The 21,424-nt window shown below is 62.8% G+C and carries 21 protein-coding genes; 8 read left to right on the forward strand and 13 right to left on the reverse strand.

All coding sequences use genetic code 11. The features are described 5' to 3' along the window. Window positions 1–14: 14 nt before the first annotated feature. The 4 genes from hydA to aptA are packed head-to-tail and all read right to left on the reverse strand — an operon-like array spanning window position 15 to window position 4,500. Complete coding sequence (hydA, locus tag BLR85_RS00510; RefSeq protein ID WP_093147270.1) at window positions 15–1,466, reverse strand: dihydropyrimidinase; 1,452 nt, start codon at window positions 1,464–1,466, stop codon at window positions 15–17. Further along, window positions 1,463–1,909 carry a hypothetical protein gene (locus BLR85_RS00515; RefSeq protein ID WP_093147274.1) on the reverse strand — a complete coding sequence of 149 codons (447 nt, stop codon included), beginning with the start codon at window positions 1,907–1,909 and terminating at the stop codon, window positions 1,463–1,465. The genes hydA and BLR85_RS00515 overlap by 4 nt, the downstream gene beginning before the upstream one ends. Continuing rightward, window positions 1,906–3,156, reverse strand: coding sequence for a Zn-dependent hydrolase (locus tag BLR85_RS00520; RefSeq protein WP_093147278.1), 1,251 nt, complete (start codon window positions 3,154–3,156; stop codon window positions 1,906–1,908). Before BLR85_RS00520 ends, BLR85_RS00515 begins: the two co-directional genes overlap by 4 nt. An 18-nt stretch (window positions 3,157–3,174) precedes the next feature. Further along, window positions 3,175–4,500: an omega-aminotransferase AptA gene (gene aptA / locus BLR85_RS00525; protein ID WP_093147282.1), complete on the reverse strand. Its 1,326-nt coding sequence runs from the start codon at window positions 4,498–4,500 to the stop codon at window positions 3,175–3,177. A 179-nt stretch (window positions 4,501–4,679) separates the two neighbouring features. Here aptA and BLR85_RS00530 point away from each other — a divergent pair, with 179 nt between their 5' ends. After that, window positions 4,680–5,318, forward strand: a complete 639-nt coding sequence (locus BLR85_RS00530; RefSeq protein WP_093147287.1) for a TetR family transcriptional regulator C-terminal domain-containing protein — start codon at window positions 4,680–4,682, stop codon at window positions 5,316–5,318. Window positions 5,319–5,575: 257 nt separating this feature from the next. Here BLR85_RS00530 and preA read toward each other — a convergent pair whose 3' ends face one another. Together preA and BLR85_RS00540 are read right to left on the reverse strand one after the other, a co-directional pair. After that, entirely contained in the window at window positions 5,576–6,880 is a 1,305-nt protein-coding gene (gene preA / locus BLR85_RS00535; RefSeq protein WP_093147291.1) for an NAD-dependent dihydropyrimidine dehydrogenase subunit PreA, read from the reverse strand. Window positions 6,881–6,893: 13 nt separating this feature from the next. After that, on the reverse strand, window positions 6,894–8,243 hold the full coding sequence (locus tag BLR85_RS00540; RefSeq protein ID WP_093147294.1) for an NAD(P)-dependent oxidoreductase: 1,350 nt from the start codon (window positions 8,241–8,243) through the stop codon (window positions 6,894–6,896). Between the two features lie 421 nt (window positions 8,244–8,664). Between BLR85_RS00540 and accB the strand changes: the two genes are divergently transcribed. The 3 genes from accB (at window position 8,665) to aat (ending at window position 11,201) form a co-directional block, all read left to right on the forward strand. Continuing rightward, window positions 8,665–9,150, forward strand: a complete 486-nt coding sequence (gene accB / locus BLR85_RS00545; protein ID WP_093147298.1) for an acetyl-CoA carboxylase biotin carboxyl carrier protein — start codon at window positions 8,665–8,667, stop codon at window positions 9,148–9,150. Further along, window positions 9,150–10,496: an acetyl-CoA carboxylase biotin carboxylase subunit gene (accC, locus tag BLR85_RS00550; protein ID WP_093147304.1), complete on the forward strand. Its 1,347-nt coding sequence runs from the start codon at window positions 9,150–9,152 to the stop codon at window positions 10,494–10,496. The genes accB and accC overlap by 1 nt, the downstream gene beginning before the upstream one ends. A gap of 66 nt (window positions 10,497–10,562) precedes the next feature. Next, the gene (gene aat / locus BLR85_RS00555) at window positions 10,563–11,201 is read left to right on the forward strand and encodes a leucyl/phenylalanyl-tRNA--protein transferase (RefSeq protein ID WP_093147854.1); all 639 of its coding nucleotides are present in this window, start codon (window positions 10,563–10,565) and stop codon (window positions 11,199–11,201) included. On the opposite strand, the gene BLR85_RS00560 is transcribed toward aat, so the two are convergent. From BLR85_RS00560 to BLR85_RS00575, 4 genes are all read right to left on the reverse strand, one after another. After that, window positions 11,165–11,518: a DUF2155 domain-containing protein gene (locus tag BLR85_RS00560; protein WP_093147309.1), complete on the reverse strand. Its 354-nt coding sequence runs from the start codon at window positions 11,516–11,518 to the stop codon at window positions 11,165–11,167. The genes aat and BLR85_RS00560 overlap by 37 nt on opposite strands. Then, window positions 11,518–11,970 (reverse strand): outer membrane lipid asymmetry maintenance protein MlaD, encoded by a 453-nt coding sequence (gene mlaD / locus BLR85_RS00565; protein WP_093147313.1) that lies wholly within the window; start codon window positions 11,968–11,970, stop codon window positions 11,518–11,520. Before mlaD ends, BLR85_RS00560 begins: the two co-directional genes overlap by 1 nt. A 60-nt stretch (window positions 11,971–12,030) precedes the next feature. Beyond that, entirely contained in the window at window positions 12,031–12,417 is a 387-nt protein-coding gene (locus BLR85_RS00570) for an NADH:ubiquinone oxidoreductase subunit NDUFA12 (protein ID WP_068314602.1), read from the reverse strand. 78 nt (window positions 12,418–12,495) lie between these two features. After that, a complete protein-coding gene (locus tag BLR85_RS00575; RefSeq protein ID WP_093147317.1) occupies window positions 12,496–12,891 on the reverse strand; it encodes a RidA family protein in 396 nt (131 codons plus the stop codon). 126 nt (window positions 12,892–13,017) lie between these two features. On the opposite strand from BLR85_RS00575, the gene BLR85_RS00580 reads away from it, so the two are divergent. Beyond that, the gene (locus BLR85_RS00580) at window positions 13,018–14,205 is read left to right on the forward strand and encodes an OmpP1/FadL family transporter (RefSeq protein WP_093147322.1); all 1,188 of its coding nucleotides are present in this window, start codon (window positions 13,018–13,020) and stop codon (window positions 14,203–14,205) included. Window positions 14,206–14,440: 235 nt separating this feature from the next. Here BLR85_RS00580 and clpX read toward each other — a convergent pair whose 3' ends face one another. Next, window positions 14,441–15,700 (reverse strand): ATP-dependent Clp protease ATP-binding subunit ClpX, encoded by a 1,260-nt coding sequence (gene clpX, locus BLR85_RS00585; RefSeq protein ID WP_093147327.1) that lies wholly within the window; start codon window positions 15,698–15,700, stop codon window positions 14,441–14,443. A 170-nt stretch (window positions 15,701–15,870) separates the two neighbouring features. After that, window positions 15,871–16,503 carry an ATP-dependent Clp protease proteolytic subunit gene (locus BLR85_RS00590; RefSeq protein WP_093147331.1) on the reverse strand — a complete coding sequence of 211 codons (633 nt, stop codon included), beginning with the start codon at window positions 16,501–16,503 and terminating at the stop codon, window positions 15,871–15,873. 359 nt (window positions 16,504–16,862) lie between these two features. Between BLR85_RS00590 and BLR85_RS00595 the strand changes: the two genes are divergently transcribed. After that, a complete protein-coding gene (locus tag BLR85_RS00595) occupies window positions 16,863–17,390 on the forward strand; it encodes a papain-like cysteine protease family protein (RefSeq protein ID WP_170844406.1) in 528 nt (175 codons plus the stop codon). Between the two features lie 350 nt (window positions 17,391–17,740). On the opposite strand, the gene BLR85_RS28350 is transcribed toward BLR85_RS00595, so the two are convergent. After that, window positions 17,741–18,325: a hypothetical protein gene (locus BLR85_RS28350; protein ID WP_139188278.1), complete on the reverse strand. Its 585-nt coding sequence runs from the start codon at window positions 18,323–18,325 to the stop codon at window positions 17,741–17,743. Here BLR85_RS28350 and BLR85_RS00605 point away from each other — a divergent pair. Together BLR85_RS00605 and BLR85_RS00610 are read left to right on the forward strand one after the other, a co-directional pair. Continuing rightward, window positions 18,324–19,052 (forward strand): ABC transporter ATP-binding protein, encoded by a 729-nt coding sequence (locus BLR85_RS00605; protein WP_093147345.1) that lies wholly within the window; start codon window positions 18,324–18,326, stop codon window positions 19,050–19,052. The genes BLR85_RS28350 and BLR85_RS00605 overlap by 2 nt on opposite strands. Further along, on the forward strand, window positions 19,049–21,421 hold the full coding sequence (locus BLR85_RS00610) for an ABC transporter permease (RefSeq protein ID WP_244520564.1): 2,373 nt from the start codon (window positions 19,049–19,051) through the stop codon (window positions 21,419–21,421). Before BLR85_RS00605 ends, BLR85_RS00610 begins: the two co-directional genes overlap by 4 nt. Window positions 21,422–21,424 lie beyond the last annotated feature (3 nt).

Below are 21,424 nucleotides of genomic sequence, written 5' to 3' on the forward strand. Positions count from 1 at the left end.
GTCCAGGGGCGCCATCAGACCCCACTTGCCGGAATACCCGAGCGCACCACCGGCCGCGGCGCGGTCAGCTCCTTCCACGTCGAGAGCGCCTTGTTGACGGTGCCGTTCGGCTCACGGGCGACGAACGCGCCATGCCCGCTCTCGCAGGTCATATCGCCATCGGTCACGGCCACCTGCCCGCGCGTCAGCGTGTAACGCGGCAGGCCCTTCACTTCCTTGCCCTCGAAGACGTTGTAATCGATGGCCGATTGCTGCTTGCTGGCCGAAATGGTCTTGGTCTTCGCCGGATCCCAGACCACGATATCGGCATCCGCGCCCACAAGGATCGCGCCCTTCTTCGGATAGCAGTTCAGGATTTTCGCGATATTCGTTGAGGTTACGGCGACAAATTCATTCGGCGTCAACCGCCCGGTCTCGACCCCATGGGTCCAGAGCATCGGCATCCGGTCCTCCAGCCCGCCGGTGCCGTTCGGGATCTTGGTGAAATCGCCCACGCCGAACCGCTTCTGCTCGGTGGTAAAGGCGCAATGATCCGTCGCCACGCAGGAGAGCGTGCCCGACTGCAAGCCGGCCCAGAGCGAGTCCTGGTGCTTCTTGTCCCGGAAGGGCGGCGACATCACGCGGCGCGCGGCGTGGTCCCAGTCGGGGTTGGCGTATTCGCTCTCGTCCAGCGTCAGGTGCTGGATCAAAGGCTCGCCCCAGACCCGCTTGCCGGCCATCTTCGCCCGCCGGATCGCTTCATGCGCTTCCTCGCAGGAGGTGTGGACGACATAGAGCGGCGCGCCCGCCATGTCGGCAATCATGATCGCGCGGTTCGTGGCCTCACCCTCGACCTGTGAGGGACGCGAATAGGCATGCGCCTCCGGCCCGTTATTGCCCGCCGCCAACAGCTTGGCCTGAAGCTCGGCCACCACGTCACCATTCTCTGCATGCACCAGCGGCGTCGCGCCCAGCTCGGCACAGCGCTGGAAAGACGCGTAAAGCTCGTCATCATTCACCATCAGCGCGCCCTTGTAGGCCATGAAATGCTTGAAGGTGTTGATACCGCGCTTGACCACGGCTTCCATCTCGTTGAAGACCTGCTCGCCCCACCAGGTGATCGCCATGTGGAAGGAATAGTCGCAATTGGCGCGGGTGGACTTGTTGTCCCACATCTGCATCGCATCGAGCAGCCCCTGCCCGGGGCTCGGCAGCGCGAAATCCACGACCATGGTCGTACCACCGGCCAGCGCCGCGCGTGTTCCGCTCTCGAAATCATCGCTGGAATATGTGCCCATGAAGGGCATCTCCAGATGGGTATGCGGGTCAATCCCGCCCGGCATCACGTAGCAGCCCGTGGCGTCGAGGGTCTTGTCCCCCACCAGCCCCTCGCCGATGGCCACGATCTTGCCGCCCTCCACCAAAACGTCCGACTTGTAGGTCAGATCTGCGGTGACGATGGTTCCGTTCTTGATAACCGTGCTCATTCCTGTTCTCCCTGTTCGGCGTTTGCGAGAAACGCCCGTATTTCTTCTTTATCACTCACGATTCTTGCCGAACGCCCTTCCCCGAACGCCGCAAGTGTGTTCGCTTCCCAGTCCGCCAGCCAGCCCGTGTCCTGACCGGTTGACGGCAATGGCGGAACGAGAACAAACCGCCGAATTGACGACTGACGCATCGCCGAGAGGAACTCCTCGCCCGAGACCCAGGCCAAATCGGCATCGCTCAGCGCGGCGCGTGAATGAGAGATATCGGCAACCCAGTTCCGAGTATCGTGCTCATTGGCATATGCCAGCGCGGCAAGAACCGCGTCACGAACCGCAGTTCCCTCATCATATTCCGAATGCCAGACGAGGTTGACGGCCTGAAGGTCAGGCCGCCATACTACATCGACAAGATCCGGCACGGAATGGATGAGGGTTTCACTCACTCCACGATCTCCGCCGTCTCCAGCACTGCGTGGAAGAGCACATTTGCACCCGCCTCGGCCCATTCGGGCGAAATATCCTCGGCCTCGTTGTGCGAAAGCCCATCCACGCAGGGGCACATGATCATCGAGGTCGGCGCCACGTCGTTGATCCAGCAGGCGTCATGCCCCGCGCCGGAAACGATATCCATGTGCGAATAGCCCAGACGCTCGGCCGCGGCGCGCACGGCTTTCACACAATCCTCGTTGAAAGCAGGCGGATCAAAGGAGCCCGAGATCTTGCTCTCGAATTTCACGCCGATCTCCTCGCAGAGCTTGGGCGCGCGCTCGTAGAACTCCTCCAGCATCGCGTCGATGGTCTCCTGGATATGCGAGCGGAAATCGACGGTGAAGACGACCTTGCCGGGGATGATGTTGCGCGAATTCGGGTAGACGTCGATATGGCCGATGGCGCCGACCGAGTTCGGCTGATGCTTCATCGCGATCTCGTGCACGAGTTCGGTGATCCGCGCCAGCCCGCGCCCGGCATTGAGCCGCATCGGCATTGGCGTGGAACCGGTATGGCTCTCCTTGCCGGTCACGGTGCATTCGATCCAGCGCAGGCCCTGGCCGTGGGTCACCACGCCGATATCCTTGCCCTCGGCCTCCAGGATCGGCCCCTGCTCGATATGCAACTCGAAAAGCGCGTGGATCTTGCGCGCGCCGACCTCCTCGTCGCCCTTCCAGCCGATCCGCTCAAGCTCGTCGCCGAAACGCTTGCCCTCGGCATCGACCCGATCATAGGCCCAGTCCAGCTCATGCTTGCCCGCGAAAACTCCCGAGGCCAGCATGGCTGGGGCATAACGGGTGCCCTCCTCGTTGGTCCAGTTGACCACCACGATCGGGTGCTTGGTCTTGATGCCGAGATCGTTCATCGAACGGACGACCTCCAGCGCGCCGAGAACGCCCAGGACACCGTCATATTTCCCGCCCGTCGGCTGGGTGTCGAGATGCGAGCCGGCATAAACCGGCAGCGCGTCCGGGTCCGTGCCCTCGCGATAGGCGAACATGTTGCCGATCTGGTCGACGCCCATGCTCATGCCCGCCTCTTCGCACCATTTCTGGAACAGGGCGCGGCCCGTGGCGTCGTCATCGGTCAACGTCTGGCGGTTGTTGCCGCCCGCGATACCCGGCCCGATCCTGGCCATTTCCATGAGCGAGTCCCAAAGCCGGGAACCATTGATTTTCAGGTTTTCACCAGGAGCGGCCATACGCTTTACCTTTCCGTGTCAGTCGAGGGCGGTCAGCACGTCACGCAGCGTGCCAAAGAGTTGATCGATATGCGATTTCTCGATGATAAGCGGCGGACTGAGCGCGATGATGTCGCCCGTGGTGCGGATCAGGCAGCCCTTGTCATAGGCATTGAGGAAGGCCTGGAATGCCCGCTTGGTTGGCGCGCCGGCAATCGGTTCCAGCTCGATGGCGCCGATCAGACCCATGTTGCGGATGTCGATCACATGCGGGCAATCGGCCAGCGCATGCAACCCGTCTTCCCAATAGGGCGCGAGTTCCGCTGCGCGCTCGAACAGCCCCTCCTCGCGATAGGTCTGCAGCGTGGCAAGCCCGGCGGCGGAGGCAATCGGGTTGCCCGAATAGGTGTAGCCGTGGAAGAGCTCGATCATGTGCTCCGGGCCGGTCATGAAAGCATCGTGAATCTCGGCGGTCGCCAGCACCGCGCCCATCGGGATCACACCGTTTGTCAACCCCTTGGCGGTGGTGATCAGGTCCGGCATGACGCCGAAATGCTCGGCGGCAAAGGAAGAGCCGAGCCGTCCGAAGCCGGTGATGACCTCGTCAAAGATCAGCAGTATGCCGTGCTTGGTACAGATCTCGCGCAGCTTCTCCAGGTAGCCCTTGGGCGGCAGCAGCACGCCGGTGGAACCGGCCATCGGCTCGACGATCACCGCCGCGATGTTCTCGGGGCCGTGCAGTGTGCAGATCGCTTCCAACTCCTCGGCGAGCCAGGCGCCATGCTCCGGCTGGCCGCGCGTCATTGCGTTTTCCGGCAGGTGGGTCGCCGGCAAATGATCCACGCCGGTCAGCAGCGAACCAAAGAACTTGCGGTTGTTGACGATGCCACCCACGGAGATACCGCCGAAATTCACCCCGTGATACCCGCGCTCGCGCCCGATCAGCCGCGTCCGCTGCCCCTCGCCGCGCGCGCGGTGATAGGCGAGCGCGATCTTCAGCGCGGTCTCGACGGATTCGGATCCGGAATTGGTGAAGAAGACATGCTCGAACGGCTCCGGCGCCATGTCCCGCACCGCACTGGCCAGTTCGAACGCCTTCGGGTGGCCCATCTGGAAGGCCGGGGCATAGTCCAGCTCGCCAGCCTGCTGTCGTATCGCTTCGACGATCTTCGGCCGGTTATGGCCTGCATTGCAGCACCAGAGCCCGGCCGTGCCGTCGAGCACATCGCGGCCATCGTCCGTCTTGTAGAACATGCCGTCAGCGGAGACGAACATGCGCGGCGCCTTCTTGAACTGGCGGTTGGCGGTAAACGGCATCCAGAATGCGGAGAGATCGTTCGGAGCGGGTTTGCGATCGAGCGCCATTTTTGTTTCCCTGTTGGCTGCCGCGTGTTCCGTACGGCAAGCTTGGCAATATGTTTGACCAAATGGTCAGGATCACGCTACCACGAGGTCGTATCCAGTCAAGGAAATGGCTGAAATCTGTGCAGCGGCCCAAAATGCCCACGAGTTTTCGGCCTGAATGATGGAAAATTGAGCGTAACATGAATCCCCCGCGAGCCCAGGCGAGAAAACCCGAAACCCGAATCCAGAAACGCAATCACGAGGCGATCCTGGAAGCGGCGCTGGATGTCTTTTCCGCGCGCGGCTTTCGCGGCGCGACCGTGGACCAGATCGCACAGGCGGCGGGGCTGTCGAAGCCCAACCTTCTCTACTATTTCCCGACCAAGGAAGCCATGCACTCGGCGCTTCTGACCGGGCTTCTGGATACCTGGCTGGCACCGCTTCGCAAGCTCGATGCCAAGGGCGAGCCGATCACGGAAATCCTCGACTACGTTCGCCGCAAGCTCGAAATGAGCCGCCAGATGCCACGCGAGAGCCGCTTGTTTGCAAACGAGATTCTCCAGGGCGGGCCGCGGCTGGACGGGGTTCTGGAGCAAGAGCTGAAACCCCTGGTGGACGAGAAAACCAAAGTCATCCGCGATTGGGTCGATGCCGGACGGATCGCACAGGTTCATCCCTACCACCTGATCTTCTCGATCTGGTCTTTGACGCAGCATTACGCCGATTTCGACGTTCAGGTGCGCACCCTGTTGCCCAAGGGCGAGACGGACCCATTCCCGGAAGCGGAGCGCTATCTGGTAACGCTGTTCACCCGGATGCTGACACCAACCGAAGCTTGACCCAAGAATCCCGGTTTTCGGAACCGGCCCGTTGTGCATGAAAACGATCCTGCGGATCGTGCCTCCGGCGGAGATATTTGGGGAAAGATGAAGAAAGACAACGTCTGTTCCCCTTTCTGCAAAATATCCTGGGGGGAGAGCTCTTCAGAGCTCGGGGGGCAAAGCCCCCCATTGGAACATCCTCAAAAGCCGGGCACTGGCTTCGCAACAAAGAAGGAGGCCGAAGCCTCCTTCCCTGACCAGATTTCCTGCCGTCCCTATTCCGCGGCGCAGATGGCACCTGGGTTGTTCGGATGCTCGGTCCAGTTGGTATAGTCGCCGACCGGTTCGCCCGTGCGTTCATCCACATCGCCCTTGGCCAGCGGACGCATGGTAATGCACCCCTCGACCGGGCAGACATTGACGCAGAGGTTACAGGCCACGCACTCGCTGTCATCCACCTCGAAGACGCGCCCCTCCTTCATCAGGATCGCCTGGTGCGATGTGTCCTCGCAAGCTGCATAGCAGCGCCCGCACTTGATACAGGCCTCCTGGTCAATCTCGGCCTTGGTGACGTAGTTGAGGTTAAGATACTGCCAGTCGGTCACATTGGGCACGGCCTTGCCAACGATCTCGGCCGTCGAGGCATACCCCTTCTCGTCCATCCAGGAAGACAGGCCCGCGATCATCTCCTCGACGATGCGGAAACCATAGGTCATGACCGCCGTGCAGACCTGCACATTGCCCGCGCCAAGCGCCATGAACTCCGCCGCATCACGCCAGGTCGTCACGCCACCGATACCGGAGATCGGCAGGTCCACCGTCTCGGCATGGCGCGCGATCTCGGCCACCATGTTGAGCGCGATCGGTTTCACGGCCGGGCCGCAATAGCCGCCATGAGTGCCCTTGCCGTCGATCATCGGCTCGGGGCTCATCGCGTCGAGATCGACCGAGGTGATCGAGTTGATCGTGTTGATGAGGCTCACCGCATCCGCGCCCCCACGCTTGGCGGCCTCCGCCGGGTGAACGATATTGGTGATGTTCGGTGTCAGCTTCACGATCACCGGCATGCGGGTGTTCTGCTTGCACCAGCGGGTGACCATTTCAATGTATTCGGGCACCTGCCCCACGGCGGAGCCCATGCCGCGCTCGGCCATGCCATGCGGGCAGCCGAAATTCAGCTCGATCCCGTCGGCTCCGGTTTCCTCGACCACCGGCAAGATGGCCTTCCAGGCCTCCTCCTCGCAGGGCACCATGAGGCTCACGACAACCGCCCGATCCGGGTAGTCGCGCTTGACCGCCTTGATCTCCCGCAGGTTCTGCTGCAACGGCCGGTCGGTGATCAGCTCGATATTGTTGAGCCCGATAAGGCGGCGATCCGCGCCCCAGATCGCGCCGTAACGCGGCCCGTTCACGTTCACCACAGGCGGACCTTCCGAGCCCAGGGTCTTCCAGACGACACCGCCCCAGCCGGCTTCGAAGGCGCGGCGGACATTATATTCCTTGTCCGTTGGCGGCGCCGAGGCCAACCAAAACGGGTTGGGCGACTTGATGCCGACGAATTCGCTTGCGAGATTTGCCATTTATCCGTCTCCCTCAGCCGGCCACGCCGGTCAGAACTGCGTGAATATCTTCAGCCGCGTCCCGGCCATTGGCCACGGCGGTCACGGTCAGGTCGTCGCCACCGCTGGCGCAATCACCGCCGGCCCAGACACCCTCGACCGAGCTGCGTCCATTCCCGCCCACGACGATCTTCCCATCCTTGGTCTCCAATACGCCGGGGACGCCCTTGAGCGACTGCCCGATCGCCTTGAACACCTGGTCCGCCTTGAGGGTGAAGGTCTCCTCGGAGAGGCGGAAGCCGGTGGAGCTGTCATCGGTATAGGCGAATGTAACCGAGGACACGGTCTTGCCATCCTCGCTGTTGAAAGCCACGGGCTGGGCGTTGAGCACGATCTTCACGCCCTTGGCCGTGGCGAGTTCCTGCTCGAAAGTCGACGCAGAGAGCCGCTCCCGGCCACGGCGATAGACCAGGGTGACGTTTTCCGCCCCCAGCAGCTTGGACTGAATGGCGGCATCGACAGCTGTCATTCCTCCGCCTATCACCACCACGTCGCGCCCCACGGGCAAGGATGACAGATCCTCTGCCTGGCGCAGTTCGGCGATGAAATCGACGGCGTCGCGAACATGCGCATGTTCCTCGCCCTCGGTCCTGAGGGCATTCACCCCCGCCAGTCCCATACCAAGGAAGACCGCGTCATAGCTTTCCTGCAACTCTTCCAGCAACAGGCCCTCGCCCAGCCTCTCGCCATAGCGGATCTCGATTCCGCCGATCTTGAGCAGCCACTCGACCTCCGCTTCCGCGAATTTATTCGCCGCCTTGTAGGCCGCGATTCCGAATTCATTGAGCCCGCCGGCCTTCTCGCGCGCATCGAAAATGACGACGGAATGGCCATGCATTGCCAGCCTGTGAGCACAGGCCAGCCCCGCCGGCCCGGCGCCGATCACGGCCACGCGCCGTCCCGTCGGCGTGTCTCTCTCGAACGGGTGCAGGCCCCGCTCCATCAGGTGGTCCGTCGCATAACGCTGGAGTTGGCCGATCTCGACCGGACTGCCCTCGGCGGTCTGACGCACGCAGGCTTCCTCGCAAAGTGTCTCTGTCGGACAAACCCGTGCACACATGCCCCCCAGAATATTCTGGGACAGGATCGTCGCTGCCGCGTTATCGGCATCCCCGGACTGGATCTGGCGAATGAAAAGCGGAATATCGATCGCGGTCGGACAGGCCGTCGTGCAAGGCGCGTCGTAGCAGAAATAACAGCGATCGGCGGCCACGCTTGCCTCGTGGGAATCAAGCGGCGGGTGAAGATCGTCGAAATTGCTTCGGTAGGCGGCCTGGTCGAGCCGTCCGGGCACGACCCCTGGCGTTCTCTGGCTATTTTGCATCGCGCAAATCCCTGCTGGAGACAGTTTCTTTCGATCAAGGCTGGCACAGACCATTTTTTTTATCAAACGGTAAATTTTCCAGAAGCCGTGAGCGGGCAATCAGATGCACATATTTTCGGCGCCATGCCGCCAAAAACAGCATTACGTGCTTCGAGAAAACCTCGGCGTGAGCGATCCTACGGATCGTGCCTCCGGCGGAGGTATTTTGGAAAGATGAAATCAGACAGCGTCTCTTCCCCTTTCTGCGAAATATCCTGGAGGGAGCGCTCGTCAGAGCACGGGGGACAAGGCCCTCGTTGCCTGCCAGGAACCTATTCGCCACACCGACAATGCACGCAAATGCCGCAACGTCTCTTTTATCCGGGGCAAGCTTCGTCTAAATGCAAGGCAGTTTTCCAAATCCAGAGAGAGGCATGGCCACATGACCAGGAAGAGTCAGGACGCAGATGTCGCCTTTATCGAGGCGCTTGCGGAGCTGCTGCGGGCAAACGATCTGACGGAAGTCGAGGTCATGCGCGAATATGGCGACAATGACAGCCTGAATGTCCGGGTAAGCCGGCAGACCCTGGCCGCCCCGGCACCGGTCGCCTATGCCGCCCCGGCCGCAGCCCCCGCTGCCGCGCCCGCCGCGCCCCTGCCGGAGACCGCCCCTGTCGAGGATCCCGCGCAGCTTCCCGGCGCCATCACTTCTCCGATGGTTGGCACGGTCTATCTCGCCTCTGAACCGGGCGCACCGGATTTCGTTTCCGTCGGCGACAAGGTCTCCGAAGGCCAGACCCTGCTGATCGTTGAAGCGATGAAGACGATGAACCAGATCCCGGCGCCCAAGGCGGGTACCGTGAAACGCATCCTGGTTGAAAACGGCGCCCCCGTGGAATTCGGCGCCCCGTTGATGATCATCGAGTAATGTTCGAGAAAATCCTGATCGCGAACCGGGGCGAAATCGCCCTGAGAGTCATCCGCGCCTGTGCCGAGATGGGTATCAAGTCGGTCGCGGTCCATTCCACCGCCGATGCCGACGCCATGCATGTGCGGCTGGCCGACGAGAGCGTGTGCATCGGCCCGCCCTCTTCGACCCACAGCTACCTGTCCTTCCCGGCCATCATCTCCGCCTGCGAGATCACCGGGGCGGACGCGATCCATCCGGGCTACGGCTTCCTGTCGGAAAATGCGGCCTTCGTGCAGATCGTCGAGGATCACGGCCTGAGCTTCATCGGCCCGACCGCGGAACATATCCGCATCATGGGCGACAAGATCACCGCCAAGGAGACGATGAAGGCGCTCGGCGTGCCGGTGGTTCCCGGCTCCGAAGGGGGTGTCCCGGATTACGAGACCGCGGTGACGGTTGCCGAGGAGATCGGCTATCCGGTCATCATCAAGGCCACCGCCGGCGGCGGTGGGCGCGGCATGAAGCTCGCCAAGACGCCGAAGGATCTGGAAACGGCCTTCCGCACCGCACGTTCCGAAAGCAAGGCCGCGTTTGGCAATGACGAGGTCTATATCGAGAAATACCTCGGCAAACCGCGCCATATCGAGATCCAGGTCTTTGGCGATGGCAAGGGCAAGGCCGTGCATCTGGGCGAGCGTGACTGCTCGCTGCAGCGCCGCCACCAGAAGGTGCTGGAAGAAGCGCCGGGGCCAGTGATCGATGCCGAGACGCGGGCCCGGATCGGCAAGGTCTGTGCCGACGCGGTCGCCCGCATCAACTATGTCGGCGCGGGTACGATCGAGTTTCTCTACGAGAACGACGAGTTCTATTTCATCGAGATGAACACCCGCCTTCAGGTGGAACATCCGGTGACCGAGGGTATCTTCGGTGTCGATCTCGTGCGCGAGCAGATCCGGGTTGCCCAGGGGCTTCCGCTCTCCTTCGAGCAGGACGACCTGGTGGTGAACGGGCACGCGATCGAGGTGCGTATCAACGCCGAGAAGCTGCCCAATTTCGTTCCCTCCCCCGGCAAGATCGGCATGTATCACGCCCCGGGCGGCCTCGGCGTGCGGATGGATTCGGCGCTCTATGGCGGCTACTCGATCCCGCCTTATTACGACTCGCTTATCGGCAAGCTGATCGTGCATGGCCGCGACCGCGATGAAGCGCTCTCGCGCCTTTCCCGCGCGCTTAGCGAGATCGTGATCGAGGGTATCGACACCACGCTGCCGCTCTTCGATGCGTTGCTTCGGGAGCCCGATATCCGGTCAGGGAATTACGACATCCACTGGCTGGAGAAATGGCTCGCCGCCCATGGCGGCTAGGCCCGCTTGCCTCTCCGGACGCGGCGCGCCTGCCTGCGCCGCGTTCGGCAATACCGGGAGTGCGCCTTGAGCGAGATCACCCCGCAACTGCTCCTGAGAGCCTATGCGGCCGGGATCTTTCCCATGGCCGAACGGCGCGAGAGCGAGGAACTCTTCTGGGTCGACCCGCAGGAACGCGGCGTCTTTCCCCTAGGTGGCTTTCACATATCGCGCTCCTTGCGACGCCGGATCCGGCAGGCGCCCTTCCAGATCGCCGTGAACCGGGATTTCGAGGGGGTTCTCGCCGGTTGCGCCGACAGGCCGGAAACCTGGATCAACGAGAAGATCTTCGCGCTCTATATCCAGCTGCACCGCGCCGGCTTTGCCCATTCGCTTGAAACCTGGGAAGGTGACACCCTCGTGGGCGGCGTCTACGGCGTCACGCTCGGCGGGGCCTTTTTCGGCGAGTCGATGTTTTCGCGTCGCCGGGATGCCTCGAAAATCGCGCTGGTCTACCTGATGGACAGGCTGATCGAGGGCGGCTTCCGCCTGTTCGACACCCAGTTCCTGACCGACCATCTCGCCAGCCTCGGCGCGGTCGAGATCACGCGCGCGGAATATCATGCGCGACTGAAGGAGGCGCTCCAGGTCCGGGCAGATTTCCTGTCACCCGGGCAGCCGCCGGACGCTCAGCTATTGTTGCAGCGCAGCAGCCAGACATCGTAGCGCGGATGTTCCATGGCGCTGAGCGCCGGGGAGGAAGCGATCATCCAACCGGAGAATGCCGCCTGCTCCATCGAGGAATCGCGGATCTCCAACCAGCCGTAAGCGTCTGAATTCGGGTTGTTTGTCGGGAAACGGCAATCACCCAGCACGATCTTCAACCGGCCAAAGAGCTTCATCTCGCCGCGGGAAATCGTGATGTCGGTCGTCTCGCCGGTGATCTTGTCCAGCACCCGGATCGTACCACCCGGCGCGCTCGTGGCCTGCTGCTGTGCCAGCGCAGGCATGGCGGACAAGAGCAGGATGGCGAGCCAGCGCATCAGCCTTCCTCACCCGACGAGGAGACGAATTTCGCCAGCAGGGCAAGAAGGCTCAAAGCGCCCTGCGTATCCTCGATCTCGTCTCCCGGTTCCAAGTTGAAGGGCGATCCCCCCGGCACCAGTTCGACGTAGTTTCCGCCCAGAAGGCCCTCGGATGAGATCGAGATAGAGGTATCTTCGGGCACATCGAGCGCGCCCCGGACGTTCAACGTCATATCGGCGCGGAAGGTTTCCGGATTGAGCTCCAATCCGGTGACACTACCGACCTTGACCCCGGCCATGCGCACATCCGTGCCGACCGAGATCCCCTCGACAGAGCGGAAGCTGGCCGTCAGGTCGTAGCCGTCCGGGGCTGCCGACAGGCCCGCCCCCTGGCCAGCATAAATCAGGAATCCGACAGCCACCGCCAGCGTGGCGCCGCCTGCTATAATCTCTCCGGGGCTCTCAGACATGCATTCCTCCGTCCCGCAGTCGCGGGGCAATGGCACTCGGACACGGCATCTGGACCGGGATTACTCCGGGCGCCATGCCTCGTAATCGGATTGTTCTACCGGATCGATTCGCCGCAGGGAACCCGCGGGCTTGTAGGAAAGCTCCGGCGAGGCCGTCATATTCTCGATATGCGGCTTCTCCCAATCCTTGTGCACAAGCGGACGTTCCGAGGGCGGCTTGTCGAACGTCTTGTGCAGCCAGCCATGCCAGTCGGGCGGAATGCGGCTCGCCTCGATCTCTCCGTCGAAGATGACCCAGCGTTTGGAATCATCTTCGTTTCGATAATAGACGTTGCCCTGCTCGTCTTCGCCCACCTTTTCGCCGTGGCGCGAGGTAAAGAACTGGGTGCCGTAGGTCTGACCGTCCCACCAGGTGATGGCCCGCAAGACCGAATTCAGGATGCCCATGGATGCCTCCGGATACGTGTTGCTTTCCCGTATGGACCAACTGCCCGCCAAGGTCCAGAGACAGGGCAGCGCAGCGGCTCAATCCGCCGTTTCTTTGGGAACACGCGCCGTTACCTCGATCTCGATCTTCATTTCCGGCTCCTGAAGCCCGGCGACGATCATCGTAGCGGCAGGGCGGGCTTTTGCGAAGGCCTTGCGCGTGACGGGCCAGCAGGCCGGCCAATCCTCCTTGTCGGGCAGGATGTAGCTCACCCGCACCACGTCATCGAGGCCACACCCGGCATCGCGCAACGCCGCCTCGATCGTGGCCAGCGCGTTCGCGCATTGCGTCTCGACATCCGCCGGCATGACCATCGTCGCGTAGTCATAGCCGGTCGTGCCCGCCACGAAGGCCCAGCCATCGCAAAGGACGGCGCGCGAATAGCCGATCTGCTCCTCGAAGGGCGAGTCGAAGCTTATGGTCTTGCGTGACAATTGGCATTCTCCTGTACATTCCGTGACGGAACGGTCCATAGCGTCCCCGGGTGATACGGTTGGTTAACCTTTCTTAAACCATGCCGGTCTACCGGAAAGATCAACCTGTCCAGCACGAGAGTCGATATGTCCCAACGTCTGATCCGCCCCGCACTCTGCCTTGTCGCGAGTTGTGGAACCGCCCTTGCCGGCGGGCTGGACCGGACTGGCCAGCCGATCGGCATCCTTTTCGAGCAGGGCGGCGACAGCGGCGGCTATCTGCAACTGGATGTCTTCCGGGCCAATCCCGATGTGACCGGCACGGGCGCCGGCATTGCCGGGTTCGTGGCGCCCGGCGGGTCCTATGCCAATGTCGCCGAGATGTTCTACGGTGTCGGCGGCGCGCTCAAGCTGCGGATCAATGACCAGCTGAGTGCGGCGTTCATTGCCGAGCAACCCTACGGTTCCGATCTCCTCTATCCCGGCAGCGGGCTGGACACCGAGTTGGGCGGCACGCTGGCCTGGGCCCACACCGCATCGCTGACGGCTTTGCTGCGCTACAGGATCAACGAGAACTGGAGCCTGCATGGCGGCTTGCGATACCAGGAGATCAAGGGCGATATCCGCCTGAGCGGCTGGGCCTACGGGGCGCCCAAGGCGTTGGGTCTGCCATCTGCAAATGGCTACAAGGTCTCGCTCGCGAAAGACGGTGCCTGGGGCTATGTGCTCGGCGCCAGCTACGAGATTCCCGAGATCGCTTTTCGTGCGACGCTGACCTACAATTCCGAGATCACCCATGAAATGGACACGGTCGAGAGCGGCAACCCTTCGCCGGCGTTCGATGGCCGCTCGGTGACCGAGGTGAAGACGCCGCGCTCGGTCAATCTCGACCTGCAGACCGGCATTGCGTCCGACACGCTGCTCTATGGCTCGATCCGCTGGGCCGAATGGAGCGCCTTCCGAATCGATCCGGTCGGCTTCGTCCACCCGGTCGAAGAGGGCGGCGGCGGTGTCGGCCTGGTCGAGCTGGACGATACCGTTACCTACACGATCGGGCTTGCGCGGCGCTTCTCCGAAGACTGGTCCGGCTCCGCCGAGGTCTTTTACGAACCCAGGCAGGACGGCGTTGTCGCGCCGCTCTTTCCCTCCGTGGGATTCTGGGGCGCGGGTCTCGGGCTGCGTCGGGACTGGGAGAATTTCAGCCTCTCCCTCGGGGCCCGCTATACCCGGCTCGGCGATGGTCGTGTCGAAACCCTTCCCGCCGGGACGGCGCGCGCGAATTTCGAGGAAAACGACATTCTGAGCCTCGGGCTGCGGGTCGGCTACAAGTTCTGATCGCTTCCCGCCCTGCTGCCCGTCCCGAAAGACGCCGGAAGGATCAGGCGTTTCATCTCCCGACTTCCCAGGGACAGACAAACGCAGCTGCCGGGCCTCGGGGTATTCCAGACGAATATCCGGCAAACCATCACCCCCAAAAACAAAGCCCCGTCATATGCCTGACGGGGCTTCTCTTCGTGAGCGATCATGGTGCCTGCCCGGAAACGCCCTGACGACTTCCGGCACAGCGGCTTCAGCCGGCCGTTGCGTCCCGGTTCTCGGAATAGATCAGCAGCGGTTGCGCATCGGAGTTGACGGCCTCCTCGTTGACCACCACTTCTTCCACGCCTTCGAGCCCCGGCAGGTCGAACATCGTGTCGAGCAGGATGTCCTCCATGATGGAGCGCAACCCGCGCGCGCCGGACTTGCGATGGATGGCACGCCGGGCAATCGCGCGCAGCGCATCGTCGGTAAAGGCCAGTTCGGCGTCTTCGAGTTCGAACAGGCGCTGGTACTGCTTGACAATGGCGTTTTTCGGCTGGGTCAGGATGGTGACCAGCGCATCCTCGTCAAGGTTTTCCAGCGTCGCGATCACCGGCAGACGGCCGACGAACTCGGGAATCAGGCCAAATTTCAGAAGGTCCTCCGGCTCGAGTTCCTTGAAGAGTTCGCCCGCGTCCCGCTTGCTGTCGTCCTTCACGTCGGCGCCGAATCCGATCGCCGACCCCTTGCCCCGCTGGGCGATGATCTTGTCCAGACCAGCGAATGCCCCGCCGCAGATAAACAGGATATTGGTGGTGTCCACCTGCAGGAATTCCTGCTGCGGATGCTTGCGCCCGCCCTGCGGCGGCACGGAGGCCACGGTGCCTTCCATGATCTTCAGCAACGCCTGCTGGACGCCCTCGCCCGAGACGTCACGGGTGATCGAGGGGTTGTCCGACTTGCGGGTGATCTTGTCGACCTCGTCGATATAGACGATGCCGCGCTGCGCCCGCTCCACATTGTATTCGGAGGCCTGCAGCAGCTTGAGGATGATGTTCTCCACGTCCTCGCCCACGTAGCCGGCTTCGGTCAGCGTGGTGGCATCGGCCATGGTGAAGGGCACGTCCAGAATGCGCGCCAGCGTCTGCGCGAGATATGTCTTGCCGCAGCCCGTCGGTCCGATCAGCAGGATATTCGACTTCTGCAGCTCGATCTCGGCGCTCTTCGAGGCGTTATTGAGACGCTTGTAGTGGTTGTGGACCGCCACGGACAGCACGCGCTTCGCCCGGTTCTGACCGATAACATAATCGTCCAGGACCTCGCAGATCTCCTTCGGCGTCGGTACGCCGTCGGTCGCCTTGAGACCGTAGGACTTGGTTTCCTCGCGGATGATGTCCATGCAGAGCTCGACACATTCATCGCAGATGAAAACCGTCGGGCCCGCGATCAGCTTGCGCACTTCGTGCTGACTCTTTCCGCAGAAGGAGCAGTAGAGCGTGTTCTTGCTGTCGCCACCGGATGTATTCGCCATGCCATTCCTCTAGGGCCTTGCGCCCGTTGTCCTAACCGGAAAAACCGGTTCACTTGCGGGGCGCCCTGCGACCGTCCCGTCCAAGCAAGATTATGGCACCCCTTTCCGGGGCACAATGCCGAAATGCGGACAGGCCGAAGCTCGCGGCCCGCCGCCTGTTCACACGCTCGTCAGCTGGACGACTTGTCGTCGGTCGATTTGCGGCTTTCCACGATCTCGTCGATATGGCCCCAATCCTTGGCTTCCTGCGGCGACATGAAATTGTCCCGCTCGAGCGCATCCTGAACCTTCTTGAGGGTCTGGCCGGTATGCTTGACGTAGATCGCGTTGATCGTGTCCTTGATCTTCTGCGTCTCGGCCGCGTGGATCATGATATCGGTCGCCTGGCCCTGGTAGCCGCCCGAGGGCTGGTGGACCATGATACGGCTGTTGGGCAGCGCGAACCGCATGCCCTTCTCGCCGCCAACCGAAAGCACCGAGCCCATCGAGGCGGCCTGCCCGACCACGAGGGTCGATACTTTAGGGCGGATATATTGCATCGTGTCATAGATCGACAGGCCGGAGGTCACCACGCCGCCGGGGCTGTTGATATACATGGAAATTTCCTTGGACGGGTTCTCCGCCTCCAGGTGCAGCAACTGGGCCACGATCAACTGGCTCATGCCGTCATGGACGGGGCCGTTGACGAAAATGATACGTTCCTTGAGCAGGCGGGAGAAAATGTCATAAGCACGCTCGCCGCGGCTGGTCTGCTCGACGACCATCGGGACGAGGTTCATATAGGTCTCACGGGGGTCTTGCATCTTGTTGCCTCGGGTGGGGGGCGCCCGCTCGCACGCACGCCGCTGTAAATTCGTCCTAGAGTCGTAGTGTCGAGCCCGGGGGGTTGCAAGGGCAGGCCGTCACCGGGCGAGACAACTTCTTCGCTTCGAGCGAGTCGCACTATGCCCATCCGGGTCTTTCCGAAAGGTTTCTCAACACCATGGTCCGGCATTTCGGGCCGGTGCTGTTCCTCATCCTTCGACGAAGGTGGCCAGAAACTCCTGTGGCCTGTCAGCGGGGCCGCGTTCTTCTGTACTGCCCATTTCCTTCATTTTGGAGTAAGCTTTTCACCAGCCACCGCGGGTCGGGAGGCCTCGGTGCCAACAAAGGGAGATATGCCATGAGCGATTATTCCCGTTGTCCGAATCCGAAATTGCGCGGAGAGCCTCAGTCCATTGCCAGCATGTGCTGGTTTGCCGGCTACACGATGATGTTTCGTTGGCGCGGCATGGAGGAAAAACTGATCCGCAACCATGTCTGGAACACCCTCGAAGCCGCCGGAATCGATGTGAAAAGCGCCAAGACCACCGGCCTCAAGCTGAAGGACAACAAGGCCGCGGGCATGGCGCTCGGCCTGAAAGTGCGCGGATACGGCCAACCGGTCACGGTGCACAACCTGCGCGAACTTGTCCGTCACAGCCCGGTCTGGGCGACGGGCCGGTGGTTCGAAAATACCAACCATGTCTATGTCATTACCGGCGTCTCCGACGATTGGGTGGAGTATTACGATCCCTGGTACGATCACAACCCTACCGAAGCGATGGACATGCGGCGCGCCACCACCGAGTGGATCCTGCAAGGCGACGGCAAATCCGCGACGGGTCTGGCTCACACGTTCCAGTGGTTTCCACTTCAGTTTTTCGAATAGTAGAGGCGCATGGCGCCCATCGGGCGCAGCCTCGAGACACCCGGAATTTCACCAGTTTTCAAGGACATATAGAAGCTTCTTCCCGATTAGCGACGGCTTCCGGAAAAGCCGAGAAAGCGGGCAGCCCCTCGCCGTCCAATTGGAACAGTAACTGGACCCAATCCAGCTTTCCACGCCGCGAAGCGGCGCCACCGTCGTCAGGCGCGCGTAGATGGCCAAACCCTTCGCCACGAAAGCACTGCCTTCATGCCAGCAATGCGCCTGCAAGGCTGGCACGCCGGTCCGGGATCAAGCACCAGCACCGGCTGGCATATCTCCGGGGCCCCTTGTTCGCCCCCTACCGCCCCGGGTCAGTGTTCGGAGACCTTGGAAACAAGCAGGTAGACGCGCGAAAAATCTTTCTTTTCACCATTCTTGACCGGCTTGGAACGGAACACCCGGCCCTCGACACGATACACGTTGAAGGAACTCAGGCTGTGTCCGTCCTTGATCAGGTCCCCAATAAGCGGAACACATTTGCTCTGCCGTTCCACGATCACGTCATGGGTGGCTTCACAATAATCGAAAGTATCTTTGTCAACGAGGGCAAGGAGCATTGCAATCCACCATTTGCTTGAAAAATCCGACAGCGATTTACGTAAGGTAACACAGTTCTGCCACTGGCGACAGGAAAGGCCGAAACTGCGCAATTCGGACCCGTCGCGCCGGGCAATACCAAGGATCATGGCAAGCAAAGTCGCGGGTACCGGTGACGGTCGCGGGCAGTGATGTCGCGACCGTAATTGCCGCGTCCTGGACGCCGCGCCGACCAGGCGACATGGCAGCCGGCTCGCAAAAGCCCGCACGGTCAGGCGAAAACGCCCGTCCCTGCCCCCGCAGCGGCCTTGCCAGACGCCCGGCAAGCCCATACCTCTTGCATAGGGAGGTCCGGTCATGCCGAAACCGTCCGATACCAAAGCGCTGCCCGCCTTCCGCACCGCCGGGCTGACCAAGACCTATGGCGAAGGGAAAGCCGCCGTGCACGCGCTTCGCGGAGTCGACCTCGAAGTGCCCACGGGCGAGGTCGTCGTGCTGCTGGGCCCTTCCGGGTCGGGCAAGTCCACGCTTCTGAATATTCTCGGCGGACTGGACCGGGCCACCAGCGGCGATGCCTATTTCACGGACCACGAGCTGACCGCCATGGCCGACAGGGAATTGACGCTCTACCGGCGCGACCATGTCGGCTTCGTCTTCCAGTTCTACAACCTGATGCCGTCGCTCACCGCGGAAGAGAACGTGGAACTGGTTACCGAGATCGCCCATAACCCGATGGATCCGGGCAAGGCGCTGGACCTGGTCGGCCTTGGCGAACGGCGGCACCATTTCCCGGCCCAGCTTTCGGGCGGCGAGCAGCAGCGTGTCGCCATCGCCCGCGCCATCGCTAAGCAACCCGACGTGCTCTTTTGCGACGAGCCCACCGGCGCGCTCGATTCCACCACTGGCCGCGCGGTGCTCAAGGTGCTGGCCGATGTCAATGAAGCGCTCGGCACCACCGTACTCATGGTCACCCATGCCGCCGCAACCGCAGCCATGGCCCACCGTGTCATCCATTTTGCCGACGGCGCCATCCGCGACGTCGTACGCAACGCCGAGCGCCTCCCACCGGAGGAGATCGTCTGGTGAGACTGCTTTCTCCCCTCGACCGCAAGCTCCTGCGCGACCTCTGGCGCATCAAGGGACAGGCCGGCGCCATTGCCGTCGTCATCGCGCTCGGGGTGATGACGCTGGTGATGATGAGCGGCATCGTGAACACGCTGGAGGAGACCCGCGACGCCTATTACGACCGCTACCGGCTGGCTGAGGTTTTCGCCCCCGTCGAGCGCGCGCCGGAACGCACGCTTAAGCGGCTGGCCGAGATCCCCGGGATCTCCGCCGTCGAAAGCCGGGTGACGGGCATGGCGCTGGTAGAGATACCCGGCGAGCTGATCCCGATCCGGGCGCGCGCGGTTTCGCTGCCCGAACACGGCCCGGCACGGCTCAACGACATCTTCCTCGCCGAGGGGCGGATGCCCAACCCCGACCGCGCCGAGGAGGTGCTTCTGCTCAAGGGCTTCGCCGATGCGCGCGGCCTCAAGCCCGGCGCGCGGCTCTCGGCCACGATGAACGGCGCGCGGCGCGGCTTCCATGTAACCGGCCTCGCCCAGAGCCCGGAATTTCTCTACACCACCGCGCCCGGCGAGTTGATCCCCGACGATGCCCGCTTCGCCGTTCTGTGGATGAGCCGGGCCTCACTGGCCGCCGCCTACGACATGGAGGGCGCTTTCAACGAGGCGCTGATCGGGCTGGAGCGCGGGGCTTCCGAGGCCGCGGTGCTCGACGCGGTGGATCGCGTACTCGACCCGCTGGGCGGGCTCGGCGCTTATGGACTGGCCGACCAGCAGAGCAATTTCTTCATCTCAGAGGAGATCCGGGGCGCGCGGTCCACTTCGGTCTCGGTGCCACCCATCTTTCTCGGCGTCTCGGCCTTCCTGCTCTATATCGTTATCAACCGCATCGTGCAGGCCGAGCGCGAGGAGATCGGGCTGCTCAAGGCCTTCGGCTATACCGACTGGGAGGTCTCGGCGCATTACCTCAAGCTGATGCTGGTCATCGCCATCGGCGGCGCGATCCTCGGCTCCGGCCTCGGCATTGTCTCGGGCCGCGCCATGGCGGGTGTCTACCAGGAATATTACAAGTTCCCCTTCCTCGTCTTCGAGCTGGAACCGCGCAGCTTCGTGACGGGCCTCGCCATCTCGGTCATTTCGGCCTGCGCGGGCGGCTTCGGCGTGCTGCGTGGGGTGTTTCGCCTCGCCCCGGCCGTGGCCATGCGCCCGCCTGCCCCGGCCGATTACAGCAGCACCGGGCAGGCCGCCGGCCTCTCCCGCCGCCTGCTGGACCAGCCAGGCCGCATGGTGCTGCGCCGGGTGCAGCGCCAACCGGGGCGCATGTTCGGCGCCGCCATCGGCATCGCCACCGGCATGGCGCTGTCTGTGGGCATGATCGGCGTTCAGGTCGGCTTCAACCAGACGATCGACCTCTCCTTTTCGGTGCTCGACCGGTCCGACGCTCAGATCACCTTCACCCATGCCATGTCGGACAAGGTGATCTACGAGCTCGCCCGCCTGCCCGGTGTCGAGGAGGTCGAACCGATCCGCTATGTCTCGGTCCTGTTGCGGCACGATTTCCATGACCATCGCGGCGCGATCAACGGCCAGCTCTCCGAACCACGACTGGCCCGCGCAATGGATGCAAAGCAGCGCCCCCTGCCCCTGCCAAAGGAAGGGATCGTGCTCTCGACAACACTGGCGCGCGTACTCGATGCGAGCCCGGGCGATACGATCACCGCCGAGATCCGCGAGGGTCGCCGCCCGGTGCTGTACCTGCCGGTGGTCGCCGTGGCCGACTCCCTGCTGGGCTCACCAGCCTACATGAATATCGACGCGCTGAACGGCGCCCTGAACGAGCCCGGGCGTGTCTCCGGTGCCTATCTCAGGATCGACGAGGAGGCCGCGGAGTCGGTCTTTCGCGCCGTGCGCGACATGCCCGGCGTGGCCGGGATCGGGCTGAAGGAGGACATGCGGGACGCGATCCAGTCGATCATGGATAGCGGCATGGGCGCGATGCGCTTCATCATGCTCGCCGTCGCCGGCATCGTCACCTTCGGCATCGTCTACAACGCGGCCCGCATCGCCTATGCCGAGCGCGCGCGGGACCTCGCCAGCTTGAGGGTGATCGGCTTTTCCCGCGCCGAGGCAGCCTTCGTGCTGCTGGGCGAGTTGGGGCTGATCACACTCATCGCGCTGCCGATCGGCGCGCTGATGGGCTATGCCATGGCGGCGCTGGTTTCCGCCGCCTTCTCGACCGAGGTCTACTCGATCCCGCTGATGTTCGATGCCCACACGGTCGGAACCGCCGCGCTGGCGGTGCTGGTCTCGGCAGCGCTGTCGGGCTGGCTGGTGAAGCGGGATCTTGACAGGATCGAACTGGTCTCGGCACTGAAGACACGGGAGTAAGGG

It is taken from the genome of Aliiruegeria lutimaris (genome assembly GCF_900099935.1).
GTDB classification, from domain to species: Bacteria; Pseudomonadota; Alphaproteobacteria; order Rhodobacterales; family Rhodobacteraceae; genus Tropicimonas; species Tropicimonas lutimaris.